Source organism: Methylobacterium sp. J-092 (assembly GCF_022829325.1).
In the GTDB taxonomy this organism is placed as follows: Bacteria; Pseudomonadota; Alphaproteobacteria; order Rhizobiales; family Beijerinckiaceae; genus Methylobacterium.
This window is the reverse complement of record NZ_JAKSXU010000203.1, coordinates 12,087-32,036: the sequence shown is the minus strand read 5'-3', so window position 1 is coordinate 32,036 and position 19,950 is coordinate 12,087. Positions and strand designations below refer to the sequence as shown.

Genomic DNA, 19,950 nt, shown 5'->3' with positions numbered 1-19,950 from the left:
CCGCGAAGATCCCGTGTCACAGTCCAGCGTCCCAGCCCATGTCCGCGCCCCTCCACCTCGACCCCGACCTGATCGAGGCCGCCGCCACCGCCGCCGCCTGGCCGTTCGAGGAGGCGCGCAAGCTCGTGGCCCGGCTGGAGCGCCGGCCGAAGCCGGAGGTGCTGTTCGAGACCGGCTACGGGCCGTCGGGGCTGCCGCATATCGGCACCTTCGGCGAGGTGGCGCGGACCTCGATGGTGCGCCACGCCTTCCGGGTGCTGACGAAGGACGCCGTGCCGACGCGGCTGATCGCGTTCTCCGACGACATGGACGGCCTGCGCAAGGTGCCCGACAACGTGCCCGAGCGCGCGATGCTGGCCCAGCACCTCAACCAGCCGCTGACCCGGGTGCCCGATCCGTTCGGCACGCATGACAGCTTCGGCGCGCACAACAACGCAGAGCTGCGCCGCTTCCTCGACGCCTTCGGCTTCGACTACGAGTTCCGCTCGGCCACCGACTGCTACCGCTCCGGCGTGTTCGACGCGGCCCTGATGCGGGTCGCGGAGCGCTACGACGCGGTGATGGCGATCATGCTGCCGTCGCTGCGCGCCGAGCGCTCGGCCTCGTATTCCCCGTTCCTGCCGCTGCACCCGGTGACCGGGGAGGTGATGCAGGTGGTGGTCGATGCGGTGCACGCGGACCGGGGAACGCTCGCCTGGCGCGACCCGAAGACCGGCGAGGCCTACGAGACCCCGATCACCGGCGGCCACGCCAAGCTGCAGTGGAAGCCCGACTGGGCGATGCGCTGGTTGGCACTGGGCATCGACTACGAGATGGCCGGCAAGGACCTGATCGACTCGGTGAAGCTCTCCGGGCAGATCGCCCGCGCGCTCGGGGGCGAGCCGCCGGAAGGCTTCAACTACGAGCTGTTCCTCGACGAGAAGGGCCAGAAGATCTCCAAGTCGAGGGGCAACGGGCTGACCATCGACGACTGGCTCGCCTACGGCACGCCGGAGAGCCTGAGCCTGTTCATGTACAACAAGCCGCGCGAGGCCAAGCGGCTGTTCTTCGACGTGATCCCGCGGCACGTCGACGAGGTGCTGAGCTTCTCCGAGCGCTACGCCGCGCAGGACGCCAAGCTGCGCCTGGGCAACCCCGTCTGGCACATCCATGCCGGCAACCCGCCCGCGCCGGAGCGGATCGGGGAGGGCGCGCAAGGGGGGTCCAAGGGCAGCGTGAGCTTCGCGATGCTGCTCAACCTCGTGGCGGTGGCCAACGCCGAGGAGCCGGGCGTGCTCTGGGGCTTCATCCGGCGCTACGCCGCCGACGTCGGCCCCGAGACCCATCCCGGCCTCGACCGGCTCGTCGGCCACGCGCTGGCCTACTTCCGCGACTTCGTGCGCCCGGCCAAGAGCTACCGGGCGCCGAGCCCGGAGGAGCGCGCGGCCCTCGACGACCTCTCCGCGTCGCTCTCCGAGCACGACGGCTCGACCGACCCGGAGGGCTTGCAGGCGGTGGTCTACGAGGTCGGGCGGCGGCACTTCCCGGACCTGTCGGGCAAGGGCAAGAGCCCGGACGGACGGCCCGGCGTGTCGCAGGCGTGGTTCACGACGATCTACAACGTGCTGTTCGGCGAGGCCCGCGGCCCGCGCTTCGGCTCGTTCGTGACGCTCTACGGCGTGGCGGAGACCCGCGCGCTGATCGCCAAGGCGCTGTCGGGCGAGCTGCTGGCCGAGCACGCGGCGTTCACGGCGAGCCGCGCAGCGAAATCCGCCTGACGGGCGTTCGCGGGATCGTCACGCACCGCGCGTGACGCACCGCCATCGGATCGGGCGCTTGGGGGCAGGGGCATGATCGTACGGGACCTCGCCGGGCTTGAGGCCATCTACGGCGACCACCTCGCCCCGGCCTCCGTGGTGAAGGAGAGCGAGCGGATCACCGCGCACTACGCCGCGCTGATCGCGGCCTCGCCCTTCGCGATCCTCGCCACCGCCGGCCCGGAGGGGCCCGATTGCAGCCCGCGGGGCGACGGTCCGGGCTTCGTCCGGGTCGTCGACCCGCACACCCTGGTGCTGCCCGACCGCCGCGGCAACAACCGGATCGACAGCCTGCGCAACGTGGTGCGCGATCCGCGCGTCGCCCTGCTGTTCCTGATCCCCGGCTCGGGGACGACCTTCCGCGTGAACGGGCGGGCCGTCGTCTCGGCCGATCCGGCCCTTCTAGAAAGCTTCGCCGTCGACGGGCAGGCGCCGCGCACCGCCCTCGTGGTCACCGTCGAGCAGGCCTACTTCCAGTGCGCCCGCGCCGTCGTCCGCGCGCAGCTGTGGGATCCCGCCCGCCACGTCGAGGCGGGGACGCTGCCGAGCCCGGGGACGATCCTGGCCGCCCTGAGCGCGGGCGAGGTCGGCGGCCGCCCCTACGACAAGGCCTGGCCGGCACGCGCGGCCGCCACCCTCTGGTAGGGCGGCCGGGCGCGCTCACGCGTTCGGCACCGCCACCTTCTGGCGCAACCCCGCGATCACCGCGCGCAGGATGTCGGCGCCCGCCTCCGCGCCGGCCTTGGCGCTCATGTCGCCGCGCACCGCGTAGATGCGCTCGTGCACGAAGGCGAGCTTGGCGATCACCGCGGGCGTCAGGCGGAACGGGTAGAGGTCGGGCTGCCCCATGCTGCGGGACAGCGAGTTCACCGCGTAGGTGAGCGGCAGCCACGCCGCGATCAGCTTGTCGAGGTCGGGCGTGCGATAGGGATCGAAGTCGATCACCACCGGCTCGCTGCCGCCCCGGCGCAGCTGCGGCCGCAATTGGAGCGCGAAGGTCGAGGCGGTCTCCACCGTGTCGACGATGTGCAGGTAATGCGCCCAGGTCTCGGCGAAATCCTCCCACGGGTGGCTCGTGGCGTAGGCCGAGACGAAGGATTCCTCCCAATCGCCCGGCGCGCCGTGGGCGTAGTGGTTCTGCAGGGCGCCGACGTAGTTCAGGCTCTCGTCGCCGAACAGATCGCGGAACGTCCACAGGTGCGGGCTGTTCTGGACCAGCAGGTACCAGAAGTAATGCCCGATCTCGTGGCGGAAATGCCCGAGCAGGGTGCGGTAATGCTCGCCGAAGCGGATCCGGCGCCGCTCGCGCTCGACGTCGTCGGCCTCGGCGATGTTCATGCTGATCAGGCCGTTGAGGTGGCCCGTGAGCACCGGCGGCCCGATCAGGAAGCTCTCGGACGGGTCGACCAGGAAGTCGAAGGCGAGCCCGTCGGTGTATTGCGCACGGGTGGCCAGCGGCAGGTCGAGGCGCAGCAGCGAGTAGAACAGCCGGTGCTTGGCCGCCTCGACCTGACGCCAGCGGGTCAGGTTCCAGGCGAGCGTCAGGTCGGGGACGACGCGGTTGTGGCGGCAGGTGACGCAGAACGTCTCGGGCGCGTCGTCCGGCACGAGCCAGTTGCAGGCCGCGTGCCGGGCGTTGGCGCAGAAGCGGTAGCGCTGGCCGGGCCGCGCATAGGCGTGGAAGGTCTGCGCCTCGGCCGAGCCCGGATGGGCCGAGCGGACCGACGGCTCGAGCGCGGAGATCTCGTGCACCTCGCAGACGTAGCCGAGGCGCCGCTGGCAGCTGTCGCAGGCCGTGCTCTCGAAGGTGAGCGGCTGGTCGCAGGCTTGGCACTGGAAGATCTTCATGGCGGGTCCCGGCGCCCGAGGCGGGCAAGCACCCTGTCGTCGAAGGCGTCGTCGGCAGTCGTCGGCGGCCGCCGCCGGGCGGACCGTCCTCGCCGCATCAAACGGGCTTGCCCGGCAAAGTTCCCGGGGGGCGCGGCACGGGGAGGACGCGGCGCGCCGCCCGGAGCCGGACGCCGCATGGAAATTGCTTGCGCCCTCCCCTTTGCCGCATAAGGCGCAGACGAGGGCACCGCCGGATTCGATCCGGACGCCACCTGCTTCGCCCAGACGAGAGTGCCCGTGTCGATCAAAGCCGCCCTGCACCACGTCACGCACTACACCTACGACCGGCCGATCGCGCTCGGGCCGCAGGTGATTCGCCTGCGGCCGGCGCCGCATGCGCGCACGAAGATCCCCTCCTACACCCTCAAGGTGACCCCGGAGAACCACTTCGTGAACTGGCAGCAGGACCCGAACGGGAACTGGCTCGCCCGGCTGGTCTTCCCGGAGAAGACCAGCGAGCTGAAGATCGAGGTCGACCTCACCGCCGACATGTCGGTGATCAACCCGTTCGACTTCTTCGTCGAGGACTACGCGCAGGCCCGCCCGTTCGCCTACGCCCCCGACCTCGTCGCCGAGCTGGCGCCCTACCGCGTCCTCGACGACGCCCAGGGGCCTGAGATCGACGGCTTCCTGGCGCGCCTGCCGTCCGAGCCGAACACCGTGCTGTTCCTGGTGGCGCTGAACGCGCAGATCAGCCGCGAGGTCGCCTACGGCGTCCGGATGGAGCCGGGCGTCCAGACGCCGGCCGAGACCCTGACCCTGAAGAGCGGCTCCTGCCGCGATTCGGCCTGGCTCCTCGTCCAGGTGCTGCGCCGCATCGGCTTCGCCGCCCGCTTCGTCTCGGGCTACCTGATCCAGCTCGTGCCCGACACCACCGCGGTCGACGGCCCCGAGGGCACCAAGACCGACTTCACCGACCTGCACGCCTGGGCCGAGGTCTACCTGCCCGGCGCCGGCTGGATCGGGCTCGACGCCACCTCCGGCCTGCTCTGCGGGGAGGGGCACATCCCGCTGGCCGCCACCCCGCACTACCATTCGGCCGCGCCGATCTCGGGGCTCGCCGAGCCGGCCAAGGTCGAGTTCGGCTTCGAGATGACCGTGGCGCGCGTGGAGGAGAGCCCGCGCATCACGAAGCCGTTCTCGGACGCGGTCTGGGCGGCCATGGACGCCCTCGGCGACCGGGTCGACGCCGACCTCGTCGCCCAGGACGTGCGCCTGACCATGGGCGGCGAGCCGACCTTCGTCTCGATCGACGACTTCGAGGCGCCGGAATGGAACATCGCCGCCGTCGGCCCGTCGAAGCGGGGGCTGGCCGACAAGCTGATCCGCCGCCTGCGCGACCGCTTCGCGCCGGGCGGCATGCTGCATTACGGCCAGGGCAAGTGGTATCCGGGCGAGAGCCTGCCGCGCTGGGCCTTCGCCCTGTACTGGCGCCGCGACGGCCGCCCGATCTGGCGCGACGCCGAGCTGATCGCGCGGGAGGACGGCCCGAAGACGGCCGACGCCGACGCCGCGCGTCGCCTGATCGATGCGGTCGCCGGGCATTTCGGGCTGCAGGACTACGTGATGCCGGCCTACGAGGACCCGGCGCAGTGGGAGGAGAAGCGCGCGGAGCTGCCCGTCAACGTGACGACGCAGGAGGCCAAGAGCGGCTCGGTGGAATTCGATTCGCGCATCCACCGCGTCTACGAGCGGGGCCTCGGGAACCCGGCCGGCTTCGTGCTGCCGCTCGCGAGCCTGCCCACCGGCAAGGACGGCGATTCCGACCGGGTCTGGATCTCCGAGGCCTGGGATTTCCGCCGCGGCCACGCGTTTCTGGTGCCCGGCGACTCGCCGCTGGGCTTCCGCCTGCCGCTCGGCTCGCTCCCGTACGTGCCGCCGGAGCATTACCCCTACTACCAGCCGCAGGACCCGCTGGAGCCGCGCGAGCCCCTGCCCGAGGGGCATGCCCACGAAGGAACCGGCGAAGGGACCGGCAAGCGAACGGTCAACGGCGGCGGCATCACCGGCGTCGCGGTGCGGACCGCGCTCGCCGTCGAGCCGCGCGACGGGACGCTGCGGGTGTTCATGCCGCCGACCCAGCGCGCCGACGAGTACCTCGAGCTGATCGGCGTCCTGGAGGAAGCCGCGTCGGGGCTCGGGCTCGCGATCCACGTCGAGGGCTACGAGCCGCCCTTCGACCCGCGCCTCAACGTGATCAAGGTCACCCCCGACCCGGGCGTGATCGAGATCAACGTCCACCCGGCGACCTCCTGGCGCGACGCGGTGGCGATCACCACCGACCTCTACGCCGACGCCCGCCAGACCCGGCTGGGCGCCGAGAAGTTCATGGTGGACGGGCGCCACACCGGGACGGGCGGCGGCAACCACGTGGTGATGGGCGGCGCCACGCCCGACGACTCGCCGTTCCTGCGCCGGCCCGACCTCCTGAAGAGCCTGGTGCTGTACTGGCAGCGCCACCCGGCGCTCTCGTACCTGTTCTCCGGCCTCTACATCGGGCCGACGAGCCAGGCCCCGCGCATGGACGAGGCCCGCCACGACGGCCTCTACGAGCTGGAGATCGCCCTGGCGCAGGTGCCGGGCCCGGACGAGCCCAACATCCCGCGCTGGCTCGTCGACCGGGTGTTCCGCAACATCCTCGTGGACGTCACCGGCAACACCCACCGGTCCGAGATCTGCATCGACAAGCTGTACTCGCCCGACGGGCCGACCGGGCGGCTCGGGCTGCTCGAGTTCCGCGCCTTCGAGATGCCGCCGGACCCGCGCATGAGCCTCGCGCAGCAATTGCTGCTGCGGGCGCTGGTGGCGTGGCTGTGGCGCGAGCCGCAGGTCGGCGGCTGTGTCCGCTGGGGCACGGGCCTGCACGATCGCTTCATGCTCCCGCATTTCCTCTGGGCCGACTTCCTCGACGTGCTGGAGGATCTGCGGGCCGCGGGCTACGACTTCGACCCCACGGCCTTCGAGGCGCAGGCCGCGTTCCGCTTCCCGGTCTTCGGCCGGGTCGAGCACGGCGGCGTGAAGCTCGAGCTGCGTCAGGCGCTGGAACCGTGGCACGTGATGGGCGAGGAGGGGACCAGTGCCGGCACCGTCCGCTTCGTCGACAGCTCGGTCGAGCGCCTGCAGGTCAAGGTCGAGAGCTTCGTGCCCGGCCGCCACGTCATCGCCTGCAACGGCCGGCGCCTGCCGATGACTGGCACCGGCACCGGCGGCGAAGCGGTCGCGGGCCTGCGGTTCAAGGCCTGGCAGCCGGCCTCGTCGCTGCACCCGACGATCCCCGCGCACTCGCCGCTGACCTTCGACATCCTCGACAGCTGGAGCGGGCGCGCGCTCGGCGGCTGCCGCTATCACGTCGCCCACCCCGGCGGCCGCAACTACGAGACGCATCCCGTCAACACCTACGAGGCGGAGGGGCGGCGCCTCGCCCGCTTCCAGGCCCACGGCCATACGCCGGGCAAGATCGCGATGCCGGTGCCCGAGACCAACCCCGAATTCCCGCTCACGCTCGACCTGCGCACGCCGAAGCCGACATGAGCCCGACGCTGGCGGCGGCACAGGTCACGGCAGGACGGCACGCACCGGCCGACGCGGACGCCGCGGACGAGCCGGACCGGCTCGCGCGCTGGGCCGATGGCTATCGGCCTGAACCCGGCCGGCCGGACGAATATCTCGACGCGGACGGCCGCGCGCGCGGCGCGTGGCCCCGGCTGCTCGAGCGGCTCGCGCGGCTGACCGAGCCCGAGATCATGGCGCGCTTCGTCTCGGCGGAGCGTCACATCCGCGACACCGGCATCTCGTTCCGCATCTACGGCGACCAGCGCGAGCATGCCTGGCCGTTGGGCTCGCTGCCGCTGGTGATCGAGGCGGCCGAGTGGCGCGCCTTGAGCGCCGGGCTGATCCAGCGGGCCGAGCTGATGGAGGCGGTCCTCGCCGACGTCTACGGGCCGGGCCGCCTCGTCGCCGACGGCCTCCTGCCGGCCGCCGTGGTCGCCGGCAGTCCCGAGTTCCTGCGCCCGCTGCACGGGGTCGCGCCTCCCGGCGGGCGCTGGCTCAAGCTCTACGCCGCCGATATCGGCCGCGGGCCGGACGGGGCCTGGCGTGTGCTGGCCGACCGGACGCAGGCGCCCTCCGGCCTCGGCTACGCCCTGGAGAACCGGATGGTGCTCGGCCGCACCTTCCCGGACGTGCTCGAGAGCCTGCAGGTCGAGCGCTTCCCGGCCTTCTTCCAGGCGTTCCGCGAAGGCCTGGCGGCCGGGTCCGCGCGCTCGGACCCGCGCATCTGCCTGCTGACCTCGGGGCCCTACAGCAGCACCTACGTCGAGCAGGCGGCGCTCGCGCGCTATCTCGGGCTGATGCTGGTCGAGGGCGACGACCTCGTCATGCAGGACGGGTGCCTGCACGTGCGCACCGTCTCCGGCCTGAAGCGGGCCGACGCGGTCTGGCGCCGGATCGACGGCGACTTCCTCGATCCGCTGGAGCTCAACCCGGCCTCGCGGCTCGGCATCCCCGGCGTGATCGAGGCCTTGCGCAACGGCAGCCTGGTGATGGCCAACATGCCGGGCTCCGGCGTGGTCGAGTCGGCGGCCCTCAGCCCGTATCTCGAAGGGATCGCGCAGCGCATCCTCGGCGAGGGCCTCAGGCTGAAGAGCCCGCCGGCGTGGTGGTGCGGCGATCCGGCCGGTCTCGCCCACGTTCGGGACAATCTCGACGCGATGACGCTGCGCCCGGCCGCCACCCCGCAGCGCGGGGCGGGGCGCGACGCGATCCTCGGGCCGCAGGCGCTGGCCGCCGAGCGCGAGCGGGTGATCGCAGCCTTCCACGACCGGCCGTTCGACTTCGTCGGCCAAGACCTCGGGCCGCTCTCGACCATGCCGGCCTGGGAGCGGACCGACCGGGGCCTGCACCTCGTCCCCCGCCCCTTCGCGCTGCGCGTGTTCGCCGCCCGCACCCCCGACGGCTGGCGGGTGATGCCCGGCGGCTTCTGCCGGGTCTCGGAGCGCGAGAACGTCGACCCGATCGAGATGCGCCTCGGCATCCGCTCGGCCGACGTCTGGATCCTCTCGGAGAACCCGGTCGACACGCGCCATCTCGGGCAGCAGGCCACGCCGCGGGTCCGGCGCATCTCCGGGCACCTGCCCTCGCGGGCGGCCGACGGCCTGTTCTGGTTCGGCCGCTACGTCGAGCGGGCCGAGGCGGTGATCCGCCTCGTGCTGGCGCACCTGCGCAGCGTCGGCGACGCCGTCGTCACCGACATCTCCGGCGACACCGCGGCGCCGACCGCGCTCCGCATCCGCGCGCTCTTGGAGGAATGGGGGGCGGCCAGCTCCGCCGACATGCCGACGGCGGCACTGGCGCAGGAGGCCCTGGTCGGGCGCGAGGTCCACGGCTCCGCCCGCGCCCACGTGATCTCGGCCCGCACCAACGCGGCGACCCTGCGCGCCCGGCTCTCGGGCGAGGCGTGGCGGGTGCTCGCCGACCTGATCGACCTGCTCTCGCTGGACACCGCCCGGGCGTTCACCGAGTCGCAGCTGCTCGGCCGGGCCGAGCGGGCGCTGAGCCACATCGCGGCGCTCTCGGGCCTGACGCACGAGAACATGAACCGCGCCGCCGGCTGGCACTTCGTCGATCTCGGGCGGCGGATCGAGCGGGCGATCAACACCTGCGCCTTCACGCTGGCCTTCGGCCACGACGAGGCCGGGGCCGACTGCCTCGGCGTCCTGCTCTCGCTCGCCGATTCGCAGGTCACCTACGGCGCGCGCTACATGCAGGGCGTGGCCCTCGACCCCGTGCGCGACATGGTGCTCCTCGACCCCTACAACCCGCGCTCGGTCGCGTTCCAGGCGGAGGCGATCGGCCGGCATCTGGCCGAGCTGCCGGCGCTCTCGGCCGACGGCATCCCCGAGCCGCATTGCCGGCTGGCCGCGCGGATCGTGGCGACCCTGCGCAGCGGCGAGGCCGCCGACTTCGACGGCGTCGGCCTGGCGCGGATCGAGGACGACCTGGAGCGGCTCGCCGACACCATCGCCGGCCGCTACTTCCCGAACGGGCCGCACGCCCTGCGGCCCGAGAAGCTGGCGGGCCTGGCGTGATCTACACGCTGCGCCACGTCACCACCTACACCTATGCGAAGCCGGTCGGCTTCGCGCGCTGCTCCCTGCGCCTGAAGCCCGCCGACGGCGAGGGCCAGAGCGTGCTCGAGAGCGCGGTGACGATCGACCCGAGCCCGGCGACCGCGGTGATCCGGCGCGACTATTTCGGCATCGAGACCGTCGGCATCACCCTGGACGCGCCGCACACCCGGTTCCGGGTCGAGGCGCTGTCGAAGGTGCGGGTCGAGCGCGGGCCGCTGCCGGCGCCCGAATCCGGCCGCAGCTGGGAGGCGGCGCGGATGGCGGCGATCGCGTCCCGCGATCTCGGGGCCGACGCGCCGGTCCACTTCCTGTTCCCGAGCGCCCGGGTGCCGCTGCTGCCGGCGGTGACCGACTACGCGCGGGCGAGCTTCTCGCCCGGGCGCAGCGCCTACGGCGCCGCCTTCGACCTGATGGCGCGCATCCGCAGCGACTTCCGCTTCGACGCGAAGGCCACCGACGTGCACACGCCGCTGGCCGAGGCCTTCGCCCTGCGCGCCGGCGTCTGCCAGGATTTCGCCCATGTGATGATCGCCGGGCTTCGCGGCATCGGGCTGCCCGCGGCCTATGTCAGCGGGTATCTCCGCACGATCCCGCCGGCCGGGCGGCCGCGGCTTCGCGGCGCGGATGCGAGCCACGCCTGGGTCGCGGTCTGGTGCGGCGACGGCTGGCTCGGCCTCGACCCGACCAACGGCATCGGGGTTCGCGACGACCACATCGTCGTCGCCCGCGGGCGCGACTACGGCGACGTCTCGCCCGTCGACGGCATCGTCAGCGGCTCGGGCAAGCAGAAGCTCAAGGTCGAGGTCGACGTCATCCCGCAGGACGAGCAGGACGAGATCGGGGCGCTGGCCCTCGTCGGCTGAGCGCGGTCGCGATCAGCGGCCCGGATCGAGCTGCAGGGTGAAGCGCTGCCGCGGGTCGCGCCGGAACGACAGCAGGTCGGCCATCGTCGCGAGATGCGCGCGCAGCCGCAGGGCCGCGGCGCCGATCCGCGGATGCGTCGACAGGGCCCGCATCCGAGCGGCGATGCCCGCGACTGCCGCGGCCGCCTTGCCGGAGACGGCGTCGGGCATCCGGCCCGCCGCGCGGCGCAGGTCGGCGCGCGGGCGCGCGGGCCCCGCCCGCTCGGGCGCTGCCACGGGCACGTAGAGCGCCTCGAAGAACGACAGGTCGAGGATGGACGCGCCGTCCGCGTTGGTGACCGCCATCACCGCGTTCAGCAGGCGCGGCTCGCCGCCGTGCTGGACGACGAGGCGGCGGATGATGGTGCGCGCCACCGCGCGCGCCTCGCCGGCGTCCCGGACGAGCTGGCCGGTGCGCTCCGGCAGGTAGGCGTCGTCGAGGCGGATGTTGAAGAACGCGTGGATCATGATCGAACGCCCCGTTCCTGATTGGGTGGGCCGGCGGGCCCGTGCGACGGCGTCAAGCGGCCTGGGCGCCGGGGTCGACGGCGTCCACGGGCGCGGCGAGCCGCGGGTGGAAGGCGTCGGCCAGGCGCTCGAGGCGATGGGCCATGTCCCGCACCTCGTTGAGGGCGATGGACTTCTGGCCCTCCTTCACCGCGCGCGTGATGTCGCTGATCTGCGTCGTCGCGATGCGCTTCAGCTCGGTCGCGAGCTGGTCCTTGGTCATCATCGGCTTTCGGATCCCGAATGCTGGTCGCGGGACACCGTGGCGCGGCGTCCCTTACCGATCGGTTTCCCATCCCGGCGGGTCGTTGGATGAGCGGTGGACAAGTCGGCCGGCGACAGCGCGCACGACCGGCCGCGCCGCGCCGCCGACCCGTTCGGGTCGGCAGCGGGCGCGGCCGGCGTCGATTCCGTTCGCCGGCCGGTTAGGCCGTGCGGTGCTGCGGGTCGAGGCGCTCGGCGAGGCCGAAGCCGACCCGGACGAGGAGAGCCTCGAGGGTCGCCTTCATCTCCGGCGTGCCGGCCTCCTCGATCAGGCCGTGCGCCTCGATGCAGATCTCGGCGAGGCGCTCCATCGGGTTGTCGGGTTCGGTGGAAGCGGGAAGGGTCTGTCGTGTCATCGGTTCGTTCGCGGGTTGGCGTCGATCGGGGTCCGGCGGCATCGCGCCGGAACGGTTGGGGTCAGCTCGCCAGGCGCTGCGGCAGGGCGGGGCGCGCGGTCAGCACGGAGGCGGCGTCGTTGCGGGTCTCGCGCAGGCGCCGGAGCGTGCGCACGTCGAAGGCCGCGACCACGGCGAGGGTGTCCTCGCCGGCGATCCGGCAGGGCAGGCCGAGGGGGGTCACCCGGAAATGCAGCTGCACGAGGCGCAGCAGCCAGAGCGGGTTCATCTCGATGACGATCGACTCGATCCCGCTCTCGAGACCCCACTCGACGATGCCGGCCAGGAGCGCGCTTCCGACCGGGCTCAGGATGCGGCCGCGGTCGCGCACGTCGCGCTGCACGGCGTAGCGGGTCCACTCCCAAACCCGCGCGCTCCGGGGCGCGGGGACCTCGCAGAGCTCCGGCAGGACTTCGGTGAGCAGGTAGGGGCGGGTGGTCGGCAGCATGCGCTGGTAGCCGACGACGCGGTCGCCCTGCATCGCGAGCATGTGGAGGGCGTGGCCGTCGTCGAACTGGTCGATCTCGCGTCCGTCGGGCTTGGCGAGGTCGTGCCAGCCCTTCTCCTCGACGAAGACTTGATGACGCAGGCGATAGGCCTGCTCCATGGCATCGCGGTAACGATTGATGTTCTCGGGCGTGACGATATGGATCAAAGCGGCCTCCATTGGATGGCCGGCAGTATCGTCTCTAAGTATTCGTCCGAAAGTACGCGTTCGCGTACCATTCTCGACTGCGAACCTGCGGAACTTGACTGGATCCGGTCAATCCGCGAGAGCATCCCCGCGCGCGCGCGCACGCCGGACGAAGCATGCTTTCGACGAAGCGGTCTTCGAGGTCGGAGGCGCGCGGCGCCTACTTGAGGAACCCGCGCCGGAATCCTTCCGCGACGGCATGCGTCCGGCTCGCGGTCCCGAGCTTGGTCCGGATCGAGCGCAGGTGCTTCTCGGCGCCGTGCTCGGAGATCGACATCAGCTCGCCGATCTCCCACTCGGTCTTGCCGTCGGCGGCCCATTGCAGGGCCTCGCGCTCGCGCGGCGTCAGCCGGACCTCCGGCCGCGGCGGCCCTTCGCTCAGCACGATCGAGCGGCCGAAGGCGTAGCTCGCCACGAGCTGCAGCATGCCGCGCAGCTCCGGCGAGGGATCGAACCGCTCGGCCCCGAAGCTGAACCCGGCGACGCGCCCATCGAGGGTGATCAGCGGCACGGTGAAGCCCTGGCGCAGGCGGAAGTCGCCGGCCTCCTCCATCACCCGCCGGGCGGCCGCGTCGGCGCGGTATTCCGGCTCGATGTCGGACCACCGGAACGCGGTCAGGTCCGTGGTCAGGCGCTGGATGGTCGGGTCGCGGAACAGGTGGCCGGCCTTGAAGTAGCGGTCGGTCCAGCCGGCCGGCGTGCTGTCGAGCAGGACGTGGGCCGCCTGGTCGCGCCGGCTGGTGCCGGGCATCGGGATGATGCCGGCGAACGTGCTCTCCACGCCGAGCTTGGACACGGCGGACAGCAGCGTGCGATTCAGATCGCCGACGGAGCCGGCCCGGTCGAACGCCTGGAACAGGCCGTAGGTGACGTCGATCGCCTTCGTGATCATGTGTTGCGCAGCCGTTTCGCAGGAGCCGTCCGACGGAGCCGGCCGTCGTCTTCCGTACGCGAACTGGGTCGCCATCCCACCATGCGGCTGGACAGACACCATCCTGCCCTGTTTATAGGGGATTGAAAGTTTATTCTAGGTTGTATAACGAGACGCATGACGTGAGGAGTCCGACGTGGACGACGGCCGGAACAACGGATCGGACCGATCCGAACGGGCGCGGATCCTGCTGGGGAAGATCGCGGAGCTCCTTCGTGTCGACACGGCGTTCTTCCTCTCGCCGCGTTCCGGCGCGCCGGGCTCCGACGCGGACCCCGCCGAGTTGCTGCGCCTGTTCCAATCGATCGGCGATCCGGACCTTCGGCGCTCGGTGATCGCCATGCTCAAGGACCTCGAGGCGAAGGACGATACGCGCCGCGACTCCTGAGAGCCGCAGGACGGCGCGGCGGCCCCCGCGTCCTCGCGCCCGATTGCCCTCCGGCGCGCCCGGATGATCTCTGGACGGCGTGTTCCACACCCCCGAGGCCCGCGTGTCCCGAATTTCGACCCCGTCCCGAGCGGGCATTCGCCCCGCCCTGCGTCACCTTGCCTCACGTCTCGCCGTTCCGCTTCTCGCGCTCGCTTCGGGGAGCGCGCCGGCCGCGGCGCTCGAGGGCGGTGCCGCGGGCCGGTCGGGCGATGCGCTCGCGCAGGCCACCGTCGGGCTCGGGACCGTGACCGCGCCCGAGGACGGCCTGCACCTCTCGCGCTGCACCGGCGTCCTGATCGCACCCGACCTGATCCTCACGGCGGCCCATTGCGTCAACGGCGATCCGCTCGGCTCGCTCGTGGTGTTCTTCCGCGGCAGCGAGCCGGTGAAGCCGGTCCGCACCGCCCGGGTGATCGCGCGCTACAGCCCGGATCCCGGTCAGATGACCTCGAACGTCGTCGACGTCGACCTGAACAGCCTCTCGCTCGACCTCGCCGTGCTGCGCCTCGCCGAGCCGGTGCGCGACCGCGTGCCGGTGCCGCTCGCCACCGACCCGAGCCGGGTGCCGAGGAGCCTGCGGGTCGCCGGGACCGGCGTGTCGGGCCGGGTGGTCGGCCGGCTGCGCACCGCGATCCTGACGCCCGTCGCCGCGTCGAGCACCGGGCTGACGATCGCCCGCGTGAACGGCGGCCGCGTCTGCTTCGGCGATTCCGGCGGCCCCGTGGTGGGGCAGGACCGGCGCGGCGTGTTCGTCTGGGGCGTGGCGAGCGCGGTGCTGTCGCGGCAGGCCCCGTGCGGGAGCCTCGTCGTGATCGCGCCGGCGGCGCAGGTCTTCACCAGCAGCGGGATGCGCTGACGCCGCGCCCCGGGGTTTTTCGCATCGTCCGATGCAACGCCGGGCCCGTGCCGATGTTGAACCGGCACAGCGTGCCTGCGTCGCCGTCGTGCCGAGTTCCGCCCATTCTCGATCGTGCGGGCTTCCCATGCTCTACGAACGCCTGCTCGACCTCGCCCCGGGGGCGCGGCTCGAACGCCGCCTCGCCGAGCGCGTCGCGGCCCGCCTGGTGATCGGGCTCCTCCTGAGCCTTCCCCTCTGCGCGGTCGCCGCGTTCCTCCTGGCCGCCGGTGCGATCCACGCCGTCCTGATGGGCGTCTGGGATGCGGGACGGATCGCGGGGCTGCTGATCCGGGACGCGTGCGAGCGCGCGCTCGCGCCGCCGATCACGCCGCGCTGACCGGCGGCCGCCGCCATCCGGGAACGCCCGGTCGCATCCGGGGTTGGTAGCCGCGCCGAACTGGTGCACCGCTCCCGGCCCCCTTCTGGACGACGGCACCGCTCGATGCAGGATCGCACCCCCGAGAGCACCTTCGCGCTGACCCTCGGGATCCTGCGCGAGAGCGGGCGCCTGGTCGGGCGGACCCTCGACCTTGCGCGGACCGAGATCGACGGCAACCTCCGGGCGCTGATCGGCCTGTTCGCGCTCCTGGGAACGATCCTCGTGCTGCTCGTCGCGGCGTTCTTCGTCTTCCTCGACGCGATGGTGAAGGCGCTCGCGGCGCTGATCGGCTCCGAGGTCGTGGCCGCGCTGATCGTCGCGAGCCCATTCCTGGTCGCCGCCGGCCTGCTGGCGTCGTTCGGCCTGCGCCGCATCGCGCGCGCCACCCGGATCGAGCGCCCGAAGGCCCGCGGACGGGCCACGCTCGCGGCCGGCGCCTGACGCGGCGCGAGGCCCTGGATCACGCCCCTCGCGGCGCCCTCGAACCGCTGGTACAGGGGCGTTCCTGCAGCCACGCCGCCCGACGGCGGGAGGACATCCGTGACGTCTTGGGTCCATGTCGACACCGGTCTCGTGCCCGGCGAGAAGACCACCCTGCGCCTGATGCGGCAGGGCGACGCCTTCGCGATCACGGTCGGCAACCAGGACCTGATGCGCGACCGGCACTGCGAATCCGAGCGGGCGCTGGCGACCCTCGTCGCGGCGCGGCTTCGGGACCGGCCGAAGGCGCGCGTGCTGATCGGCGGCCTCGGCATGGGCTTCACCCTGCGCGCGGCGCTCGGCGCCTTCGGGCCGGAGGCGGAGATCGTCGTCGCAGAGCTCGTGCCCGCAGTGGTGGCGTGGGCGCGCGGGCCCCTGGCGCACCTGTTCGACGGCAGCCTCGACGATCCCCGGCTGGCCCTGCACGAGGCGGACGTGAACCGCCTGATCCAGTCCGGCCCGGCGGCGTTCGACGCGATCCTGCTCGACGTCGACAACGGCCCCGAGGGCATGGTCCGGGGCGAGAACAACCGCCTGTACGACGGCTGGGGCCTGAAGCGCGCCCATTACGCCCTGCGCCCGGGCGGCATCCTCGGCGTCTGGTCCGGCCGGCCGGACCGCAAGTTCAAGGCGCGGCTCGCCCGCTCGGGCTTCTCCGTCGAGGAGGTCCGGGTGCGCTCGCGTGCCAGCGGGGAGGGGCCGCGGAACGTCCTGTGGCTCGCCACCCGGACGGGGCCGGCGGCGGCGCCCCCCGTCCGCGCCGATGCCGTCCCGACCCCGGCCGCCTAGAGGATCCGATCCGCGCGAAAACGGGGCCGTCAGGCCCGGAACGACAGCACGGCCCGGGTGCCGATGCGGTCGGGCACGTAGCACAGGCCCGAGCGCAGGTTCGTCGCCATCGCCCGGATGATGCGCGAGCCGAGGCCCGTGCCGCGCGGCCGTCCCTCGCCCGTCCAGCCGATCCCGTCATCCTCGACGGCGAGCTCGAGGGTGTCCTCGGCCCGGCGCCGGAGCTCGACCCGGATCTCGCCGGCCGCATTCACCGGGTAGGCGTACTTGTAGGCGTTGGTCACCAGCTCGGTCACGACCACCCCGACGGAGACCGCCTTGTCGGTGGCCAGCCGCACCGGGTCGGCGCTCAGCCGGATGGCGTGATCGCGCCCCGAGGCCCGCATCGCCGCCTGCAGCTCCTCGACGAGGCTGGCGAGATAGGCGTCGAGCTCGACCGCCTCGACGTCGTCGGAGGTGTAGAGACGGCGGTGGATGCCGGCGATGGCCGAGATCCGCGCCTGCATCTCCTCGAGCGCCGCCTTCGCGGCCGGGTCCGAGACGGCGCTGGTCTGCATGTGCGTCAGCGCCGCCACCAGGGCGAGGGAGTTGGCGACCCGATGGTTGACCTCGCGCAGCAGCATCACGGCGTGGTCGCGCGCCGCGCGGACCTCCGCCTCGGCGCGCTCCTTGTCGCGGCGCAGGGCCTCCTGGCGCAGGGCGGTGTCGACGGCGCCGCCGAGCAGCTCGCGGAACTGGCCCTGCACGTCCTTCCAGACGTAGTCGACCGCGCCGGCCTTCAGCGCGGCGACGGCGACCCGGCTGTCCTCGGAGCCGGTGACGTAGACCACCGGCGGCGCGTCGGGCAGGGCGCGGATCGCCGGAAGCACGTCGAGCCCGGTCTGCCCGGGCATGTGGTGGTCGAGGGCGACGACGTCGATCCCGCCCCGCGCCAGCCGCTCCAGCCCGGCATCGCCGCTGGCGGCGAGCTCGACCACGTAGCCGCGCGCGCCGAGCGCGCGCTGGACCAGGCGCGCGAGCCCGGGGTCGTCGTCGATGTAGAGGATGCGGGCCGTGCCGGCCGGGTCGGCCGCGGCGGGGGGAGGGCCGGTCATGGATTCTCGGGCACCTGGATCACCGAGAAGAACAGGCCGAGCTGGCGGATGGCGTTCGCGAAGCCTTCGTAGTTGACCGGCTTGGTGATGTAGACGTTGGCGCCGAGATCGTAGCAGCGCTGCACCTCGCGGCTGTCGTCGGTGGTGGTCAGGACCACGACCGGCGAGCGCTTGGTGTGCGGGTTGGCCTTCACCTTCTCCAGGATGTCGATTCCGGTCATGTCCGGCAGGTTGAGGTCGAGCAGGATCAGCAGGTGGCGCCGGGCGCTGGCCTCGCCCGAGCCGTCCGGCCCGAGCAGGAAGGCCAGGGCCGAGGTGCCGTCGCGGAAGGGGATGATCTCGTTGTTCACGCCGGCGCGGCGGATGTTCCGCTCGATCAGCCGGGCATGGCCGTCGTCGTCCTCGATCATCACGATGCTGACGGCGTTCATGGCGGCCTCCAGGGTCATTCCGCGGCCAGCGTCGTCGGGGCGCCGTGTGCCTCACGACCTGTAGCGGCCTCGCGCGGCAGCGTCACCTCGAAGGTGGTGCCCGCGCCCAGCGCCGAGGCGAGGTCGATGCGTCCGCCGAGCGACCGCACCAGCGCCTTGACGTGCGCGAGCCCGATCCCCTCGCCCGGCCGGTCCTGGACCCCGGACCGGCGGAACAGCTCGAACACGCGGGCGTGGTCGCGCGGGGCGATGCCGCGGCCGTTGTCGGCGACGGCGATGCGCACGCGGTTGCCGCCCACCGACCGTGCGGTGATCGTGATCCGCCCGGGCCGGGCCGGGTCGAGGTACTTCACGGCGTTGTCGATCAGGTTGCCGAGGACCTGCTCGACCGCCAGCCGGTCCGCGACGATGGTCGGCAGGTCGGGGGCGACCTCCACCGTCGCGCCGGCGGTCTCGATCTGGTGGCGCTGCGCGTCGACGAGCGACCGCAGGAGGCGCGTCAGGTCGAGGGGTTCGGGCGCGAAGCTGCGCCGCCCCTCGCGCGAGAGCTTCAGGATGGCGGCGATCAGCCCCTCCATCCGGGTCACGGCGGCCCGGATGAAGCCCAGCGCCTCGCCGAGATCGGCGTCGATCCGCTCGGCCTCCGGGTGGTCCCCCAGCGCCCGGCGGATCTCGGGGCGGGCCTCCTCCAGCTCGGAGGTGAAGCCCATGACGTTGACCAGCGGCGAGCGCAGGTCGTGGCTGACGATGTAGGCGTAGCGCTGGAGCTCCTCGTTCGATTCCCGCAGCTCGCCTTCGGCCTCGCGCTGCTCGGTGATGTCGGTGTGCACGCCGACCCACTCGGTAATCGCGCCGCGGTCGTCGAGGACCGGCACGGCGCGGATCGCGAAGTGACGCCAGTTGCCGTCGCGGGCGCGGACCCGGTGCTCGTGCACGAAGGGCCGGCGCGCGGCCACCGTCGCGTTCCAGGCCGCGATGCTCGGCTGCACGTCGTCGGGGTGCACGGCGCTCGCCCAGCCGAAGCCGGCATAGGCCTCGGGCGCCTGGCCCGTCAGCGCCGCCCAGCCGGGCTGCTCGCCGACCATCCGGCCGGCGGCGTCGTTGGTCCAGAGCACGCCGCGCACCGCCTGGACGGCAGCGCGGAACCGCGCTTCGCTGGCCTGCAGATCACGCTGGACCCGCTGCTGGTCGACGGACGAGGCCAGCATGGCGAGGAACAGGATCAGGAAGGTCGCGCCGCCGACCGAGAGGGCGAGGTTCTGCTGGCCCGCGCCGACGCCGCCGGCATGGGCGGCGTGGGCGCCGGCGGCCTCCGCCGTGAACGTCGCCGCCGCCATCCCGGTGTAGTGCATCCCGGCGACCGCGAGGCCCATCACGAACGCGGCGGACAGCTTCTGCCAGACGCCGTGCCGGCGCAAGGTCAGCCACAAGGCGGCCGTCGCGGCGGTGACGGCGATCGCCACCGAGAGCGCGACCACGGGCCAGCTGTAGGCGAGATTGCCGGGCACCCGCATCGCCGCCATGCCGGTATAGTGCATGCCCGCGACGCCGACCCCCATCAGCGGACCGCCGACGAGGACCTCGCGCGGGCCCGCACCCGGACGGCTGATCAGGACGAAGGCCGCGCCGGTGGCGCCGACCGCGATCAGCAGGGAGGCGAGGGTGAGCGTGAGGTCGTAGGCGGCCGGCATGCCCATCTCGAAGGCGAGCATGCCGACGAAGTGCATCGACCAGATGCCGCCGCCCATCGCCAGGGCGGCCCCGGCGACCCAGGCCCAGCGCGGACCGCGGGCGGCGCCGCGCATCCGCCCGGCGAGGTCGAGGGCGGTGTAGGAGGCGAACACCGCGATCGCCAGGGACAGGGCGACGAGGGCGGGATTGTAGCCGGTATGGACCATGGCGCGACCGGTGACGGGGACATTCGCGCGAGGCGGGTCGCGGC

The 19,950-nt window shown here is 72.7% G+C and carries 19 protein-coding genes; 10 read left to right on the top strand and 9 right to left on the bottom strand.

The features are described from left to right. The first annotated feature begins 38 nt into the window (after positions 1-38). Both MKK60_RS25690 and MKK60_RS25685 read left to right on the top strand, forming a co-directional pair. Positions 39-1,757, top strand: a complete 1,719-nt coding sequence (locus MKK60_RS25690) for a lysine--tRNA ligase (protein WP_243988997.1) — start codon at positions 39-41, stop codon at positions 1,755-1,757. Between the two features lie 72 nt (positions 1,758-1,829). After that, positions 1,830-2,441 (top strand): pyridoxamine 5'-phosphate oxidase family protein, encoded by a 612-nt coding sequence (locus MKK60_RS25685; protein WP_243988996.1) that lies wholly within the window; start codon positions 1,830-1,832, stop codon positions 2,439-2,441. Positions 2,442-2,456: 15 nt separating this feature from the next. Here MKK60_RS25685 and MKK60_RS25680 read toward each other — a convergent pair whose 3' ends face one another. After that, complete coding sequence (locus MKK60_RS25680) at positions 2,457-3,644, bottom strand: putative zinc-binding metallopeptidase (protein WP_147726589.1); 1,188 nt, start codon at positions 3,642-3,644, stop codon at positions 2,457-2,459. Between the two features lie 279 nt (positions 3,645-3,923). On the opposite strand from MKK60_RS25680, the gene MKK60_RS25675 reads away from it, so the two are divergent. Genes MKK60_RS25675 through MKK60_RS25665 form a run of 3 tightly spaced genes read left to right on the top strand, consistent with a single transcriptional unit; the run spans position 3,924 to position 10,677 of the window. Next, positions 3,924-7,217, top strand: a complete 3,294-nt coding sequence (locus MKK60_RS25675; RefSeq protein WP_243988995.1) for a DUF2126 domain-containing protein — start codon at positions 3,924-3,926, stop codon at positions 7,215-7,217. Further along, positions 7,214-9,772, top strand: coding sequence for a circularly permuted type 2 ATP-grasp protein (locus MKK60_RS25670; RefSeq protein WP_243988994.1), 2,559 nt, complete (start codon positions 7,214-7,216; stop codon positions 9,770-9,772). Before MKK60_RS25675 ends, MKK60_RS25670 begins: the two co-directional genes overlap by 4 nt. Continuing rightward, positions 9,769-10,677: a transglutaminase family protein gene (locus MKK60_RS25665; protein WP_243988993.1), complete on the top strand. Its 909-nt coding sequence runs from the start codon at positions 9,769-9,771 to the stop codon at positions 10,675-10,677. The genes MKK60_RS25670 and MKK60_RS25665 overlap by 4 nt, the downstream gene beginning before the upstream one ends. 12 nt (positions 10,678-10,689) lie before the next feature. Here the strand turns inward: MKK60_RS25665 and MKK60_RS25660 are convergent, their stop codons facing one another. The 5 genes from MKK60_RS25660 to MKK60_RS25640 form a co-directional block, all read right to left on the bottom strand. After that, a complete protein-coding gene (locus MKK60_RS25660) occupies positions 10,690-11,184 on the bottom strand; it encodes a DUF6894 family protein (protein ID WP_243988992.1) in 495 nt (164 codons plus the stop codon). Positions 11,185-11,236: 52 nt separating this feature from the next. Then, a complete protein-coding gene (locus MKK60_RS25655; RefSeq protein WP_147728746.1) occupies positions 11,237-11,449 on the bottom strand; it encodes a hypothetical protein in 213 nt (70 codons plus the stop codon). Positions 11,450-11,648: 199 nt separating this feature from the next. Further along, positions 11,649-11,843 (bottom strand): hypothetical protein, encoded by a 195-nt coding sequence (locus tag MKK60_RS25650; protein ID WP_147728747.1) that lies wholly within the window; start codon positions 11,841-11,843, stop codon positions 11,649-11,651. Between the two features lie 61 nt (positions 11,844-11,904). Then, positions 11,905-12,537, bottom strand: coding sequence for an acyl-homoserine-lactone synthase (locus MKK60_RS25645; protein WP_243988991.1), 633 nt, complete (start codon positions 12,535-12,537; stop codon positions 11,905-11,907). 199 nt (positions 12,538-12,736) lie between these two features. Further along, positions 12,737-13,468 carry a LuxR family transcriptional regulator gene (locus MKK60_RS25640; RefSeq protein WP_147728749.1) on the bottom strand — a complete coding sequence of 244 codons (732 nt, stop codon included), beginning with the start codon at positions 13,466-13,468 and terminating at the stop codon, positions 12,737-12,739. Between the two features lie 175 nt (positions 13,469-13,643). On the opposite strand from MKK60_RS25640, the gene MKK60_RS25635 reads away from it, so the two are divergent. The 5 genes from MKK60_RS25635 (at position 13,644) to MKK60_RS25615 (ending at position 16,483) form a co-directional block, all read left to right on the top strand. Next, entirely contained in the window at positions 13,644-13,895 is a 252-nt protein-coding gene (locus MKK60_RS25635) for a hypothetical protein (protein WP_147728750.1), read from the top strand. A gap of 103 nt (positions 13,896-13,998) precedes the next feature. After that, positions 13,999-14,793, top strand: a complete 795-nt coding sequence (locus MKK60_RS25630; RefSeq protein WP_243988990.1) for a trypsin-like serine protease — start codon at positions 13,999-14,001, stop codon at positions 14,791-14,793. A 127-nt stretch (positions 14,794-14,920) separates the two neighbouring features. Further along, complete coding sequence (locus MKK60_RS25625) at positions 14,921-15,172, top strand: hypothetical protein (protein ID WP_147728751.1); 252 nt, start codon at positions 14,921-14,923, stop codon at positions 15,170-15,172. Between the two features lie 105 nt (positions 15,173-15,277). After that, the gene (locus MKK60_RS25620; protein ID WP_147841678.1) at positions 15,278-15,655 is read left to right on the top strand and encodes a phage holin family protein; all 378 of its coding nucleotides are present in this window, start codon (positions 15,278-15,280) and stop codon (positions 15,653-15,655) included. Between the two features lie 99 nt (positions 15,656-15,754). Continuing rightward, the gene (locus MKK60_RS25615) at positions 15,755-16,483 is read left to right on the top strand and encodes a spermidine synthase (RefSeq protein WP_243935906.1); all 729 of its coding nucleotides are present in this window, start codon (positions 15,755-15,757) and stop codon (positions 16,481-16,483) included. Between the two features lie 29 nt (positions 16,484-16,512). On the opposite strand, the gene MKK60_RS25610 is transcribed toward MKK60_RS25615, so the two are convergent. The 3 genes from MKK60_RS25610 to MKK60_RS25600 are packed head-to-tail and all read right to left on the bottom strand — an operon-like array spanning position 16,513 to position 19,906. After that, positions 16,513-17,577 (bottom strand): sensor histidine kinase, encoded by a 1,065-nt coding sequence (locus MKK60_RS25610; RefSeq protein ID WP_147728928.1) that lies wholly within the window; start codon positions 17,575-17,577, stop codon positions 16,513-16,515. After that, positions 17,574-18,008, bottom strand: a complete 435-nt coding sequence (locus MKK60_RS25605) for a response regulator (protein WP_147728927.1) — start codon at positions 18,006-18,008, stop codon at positions 17,574-17,576. The genes MKK60_RS25610 and MKK60_RS25605 overlap by 4 nt, the downstream gene beginning before the upstream one ends. Positions 18,009-18,022: 14 nt before the next feature. Further along, positions 18,023-19,906 carry an MHYT domain-containing protein gene (locus MKK60_RS25600; protein ID WP_243935904.1) on the bottom strand — a complete coding sequence of 628 codons (1,884 nt, stop codon included), beginning with the start codon at positions 19,904-19,906 and terminating at the stop codon, positions 18,023-18,025. Positions 19,907-19,950 lie beyond the last annotated feature (44 nt).

Bases quoted from the DNA above. Each gene is read 5' to 3' on its own strand.
- MKK60_RS25690 (WP_243988997.1), top strand. From the start codon at position 39: ATGTCCGCGCCCCTCCACCTCGACCCCGACCTGATCGAGGCCGCCGCC.
- MKK60_RS25685 (WP_243988996.1), top strand. From the start codon at position 1,830: ATGATCGTACGGGACCTCGCCGGGCTTGAGGCCATCTACGGCGACCAC.
- MKK60_RS25680 (WP_147726589.1), bottom strand. From the start codon at position 3,644: ATGAAGATCTTCCAGTGCCAAGCCTGCGACCAGCCGCTCACCTTCGAG.
- MKK60_RS25670 (WP_243988994.1), top strand. From the start codon at position 7,214: ATGAGCCCGACGCTGGCGGCGGCACAGGTCACGGCAGGACGGCACGCA.
- MKK60_RS25660 (WP_243988992.1), bottom strand. From the start codon at position 11,184: ATGATCCACGCGTTCTTCAACATCCGCCTCGACGACGCCTACCTGCCG.
- MKK60_RS25655 (WP_147728746.1), bottom strand. From the start codon at position 11,449: ATGATGACCAAGGACCAGCTCGCGACCGAGCTGAAGCGCATCGCGACG.
- MKK60_RS25650 (WP_147728747.1), bottom strand. From the start codon at position 11,843: ATGACACGACAGACCCTTCCCGCTTCCACCGAACCCGACAACCCGATG.
- MKK60_RS25640 (WP_147728749.1), bottom strand. From the start codon at position 13,468: ATGATCACGAAGGCGATCGACGTCACCTACGGCCTGTTCCAGGCGTTC.
- MKK60_RS25625 (WP_147728751.1), top strand. From the start codon at position 14,921: ATGCTCTACGAACGCCTGCTCGACCTCGCCCCGGGGGCGCGGCTCGAA.
- MKK60_RS25620 (WP_147841678.1), top strand. From the start codon at position 15,278: ATGCAGGATCGCACCCCCGAGAGCACCTTCGCGCTGACCCTCGGGATC.
- MKK60_RS25610 (WP_147728928.1), bottom strand. From the start codon at position 17,577: ATGACCGGCCCTCCCCCCGCCGCGGCCGACCCGGCCGGCACGGCCCGC.
- MKK60_RS25605 (WP_147728927.1), bottom strand. From the start codon at position 18,008: ATGAACGCCGTCAGCATCGTGATGATCGAGGACGACGACGGCCATGCC.
- MKK60_RS25600 (WP_243935904.1), bottom strand. From the start codon at position 19,906: ATGGTCCATACCGGCTACAATCCCGCCCTCGTCGCCCTGTCCCTGGCG.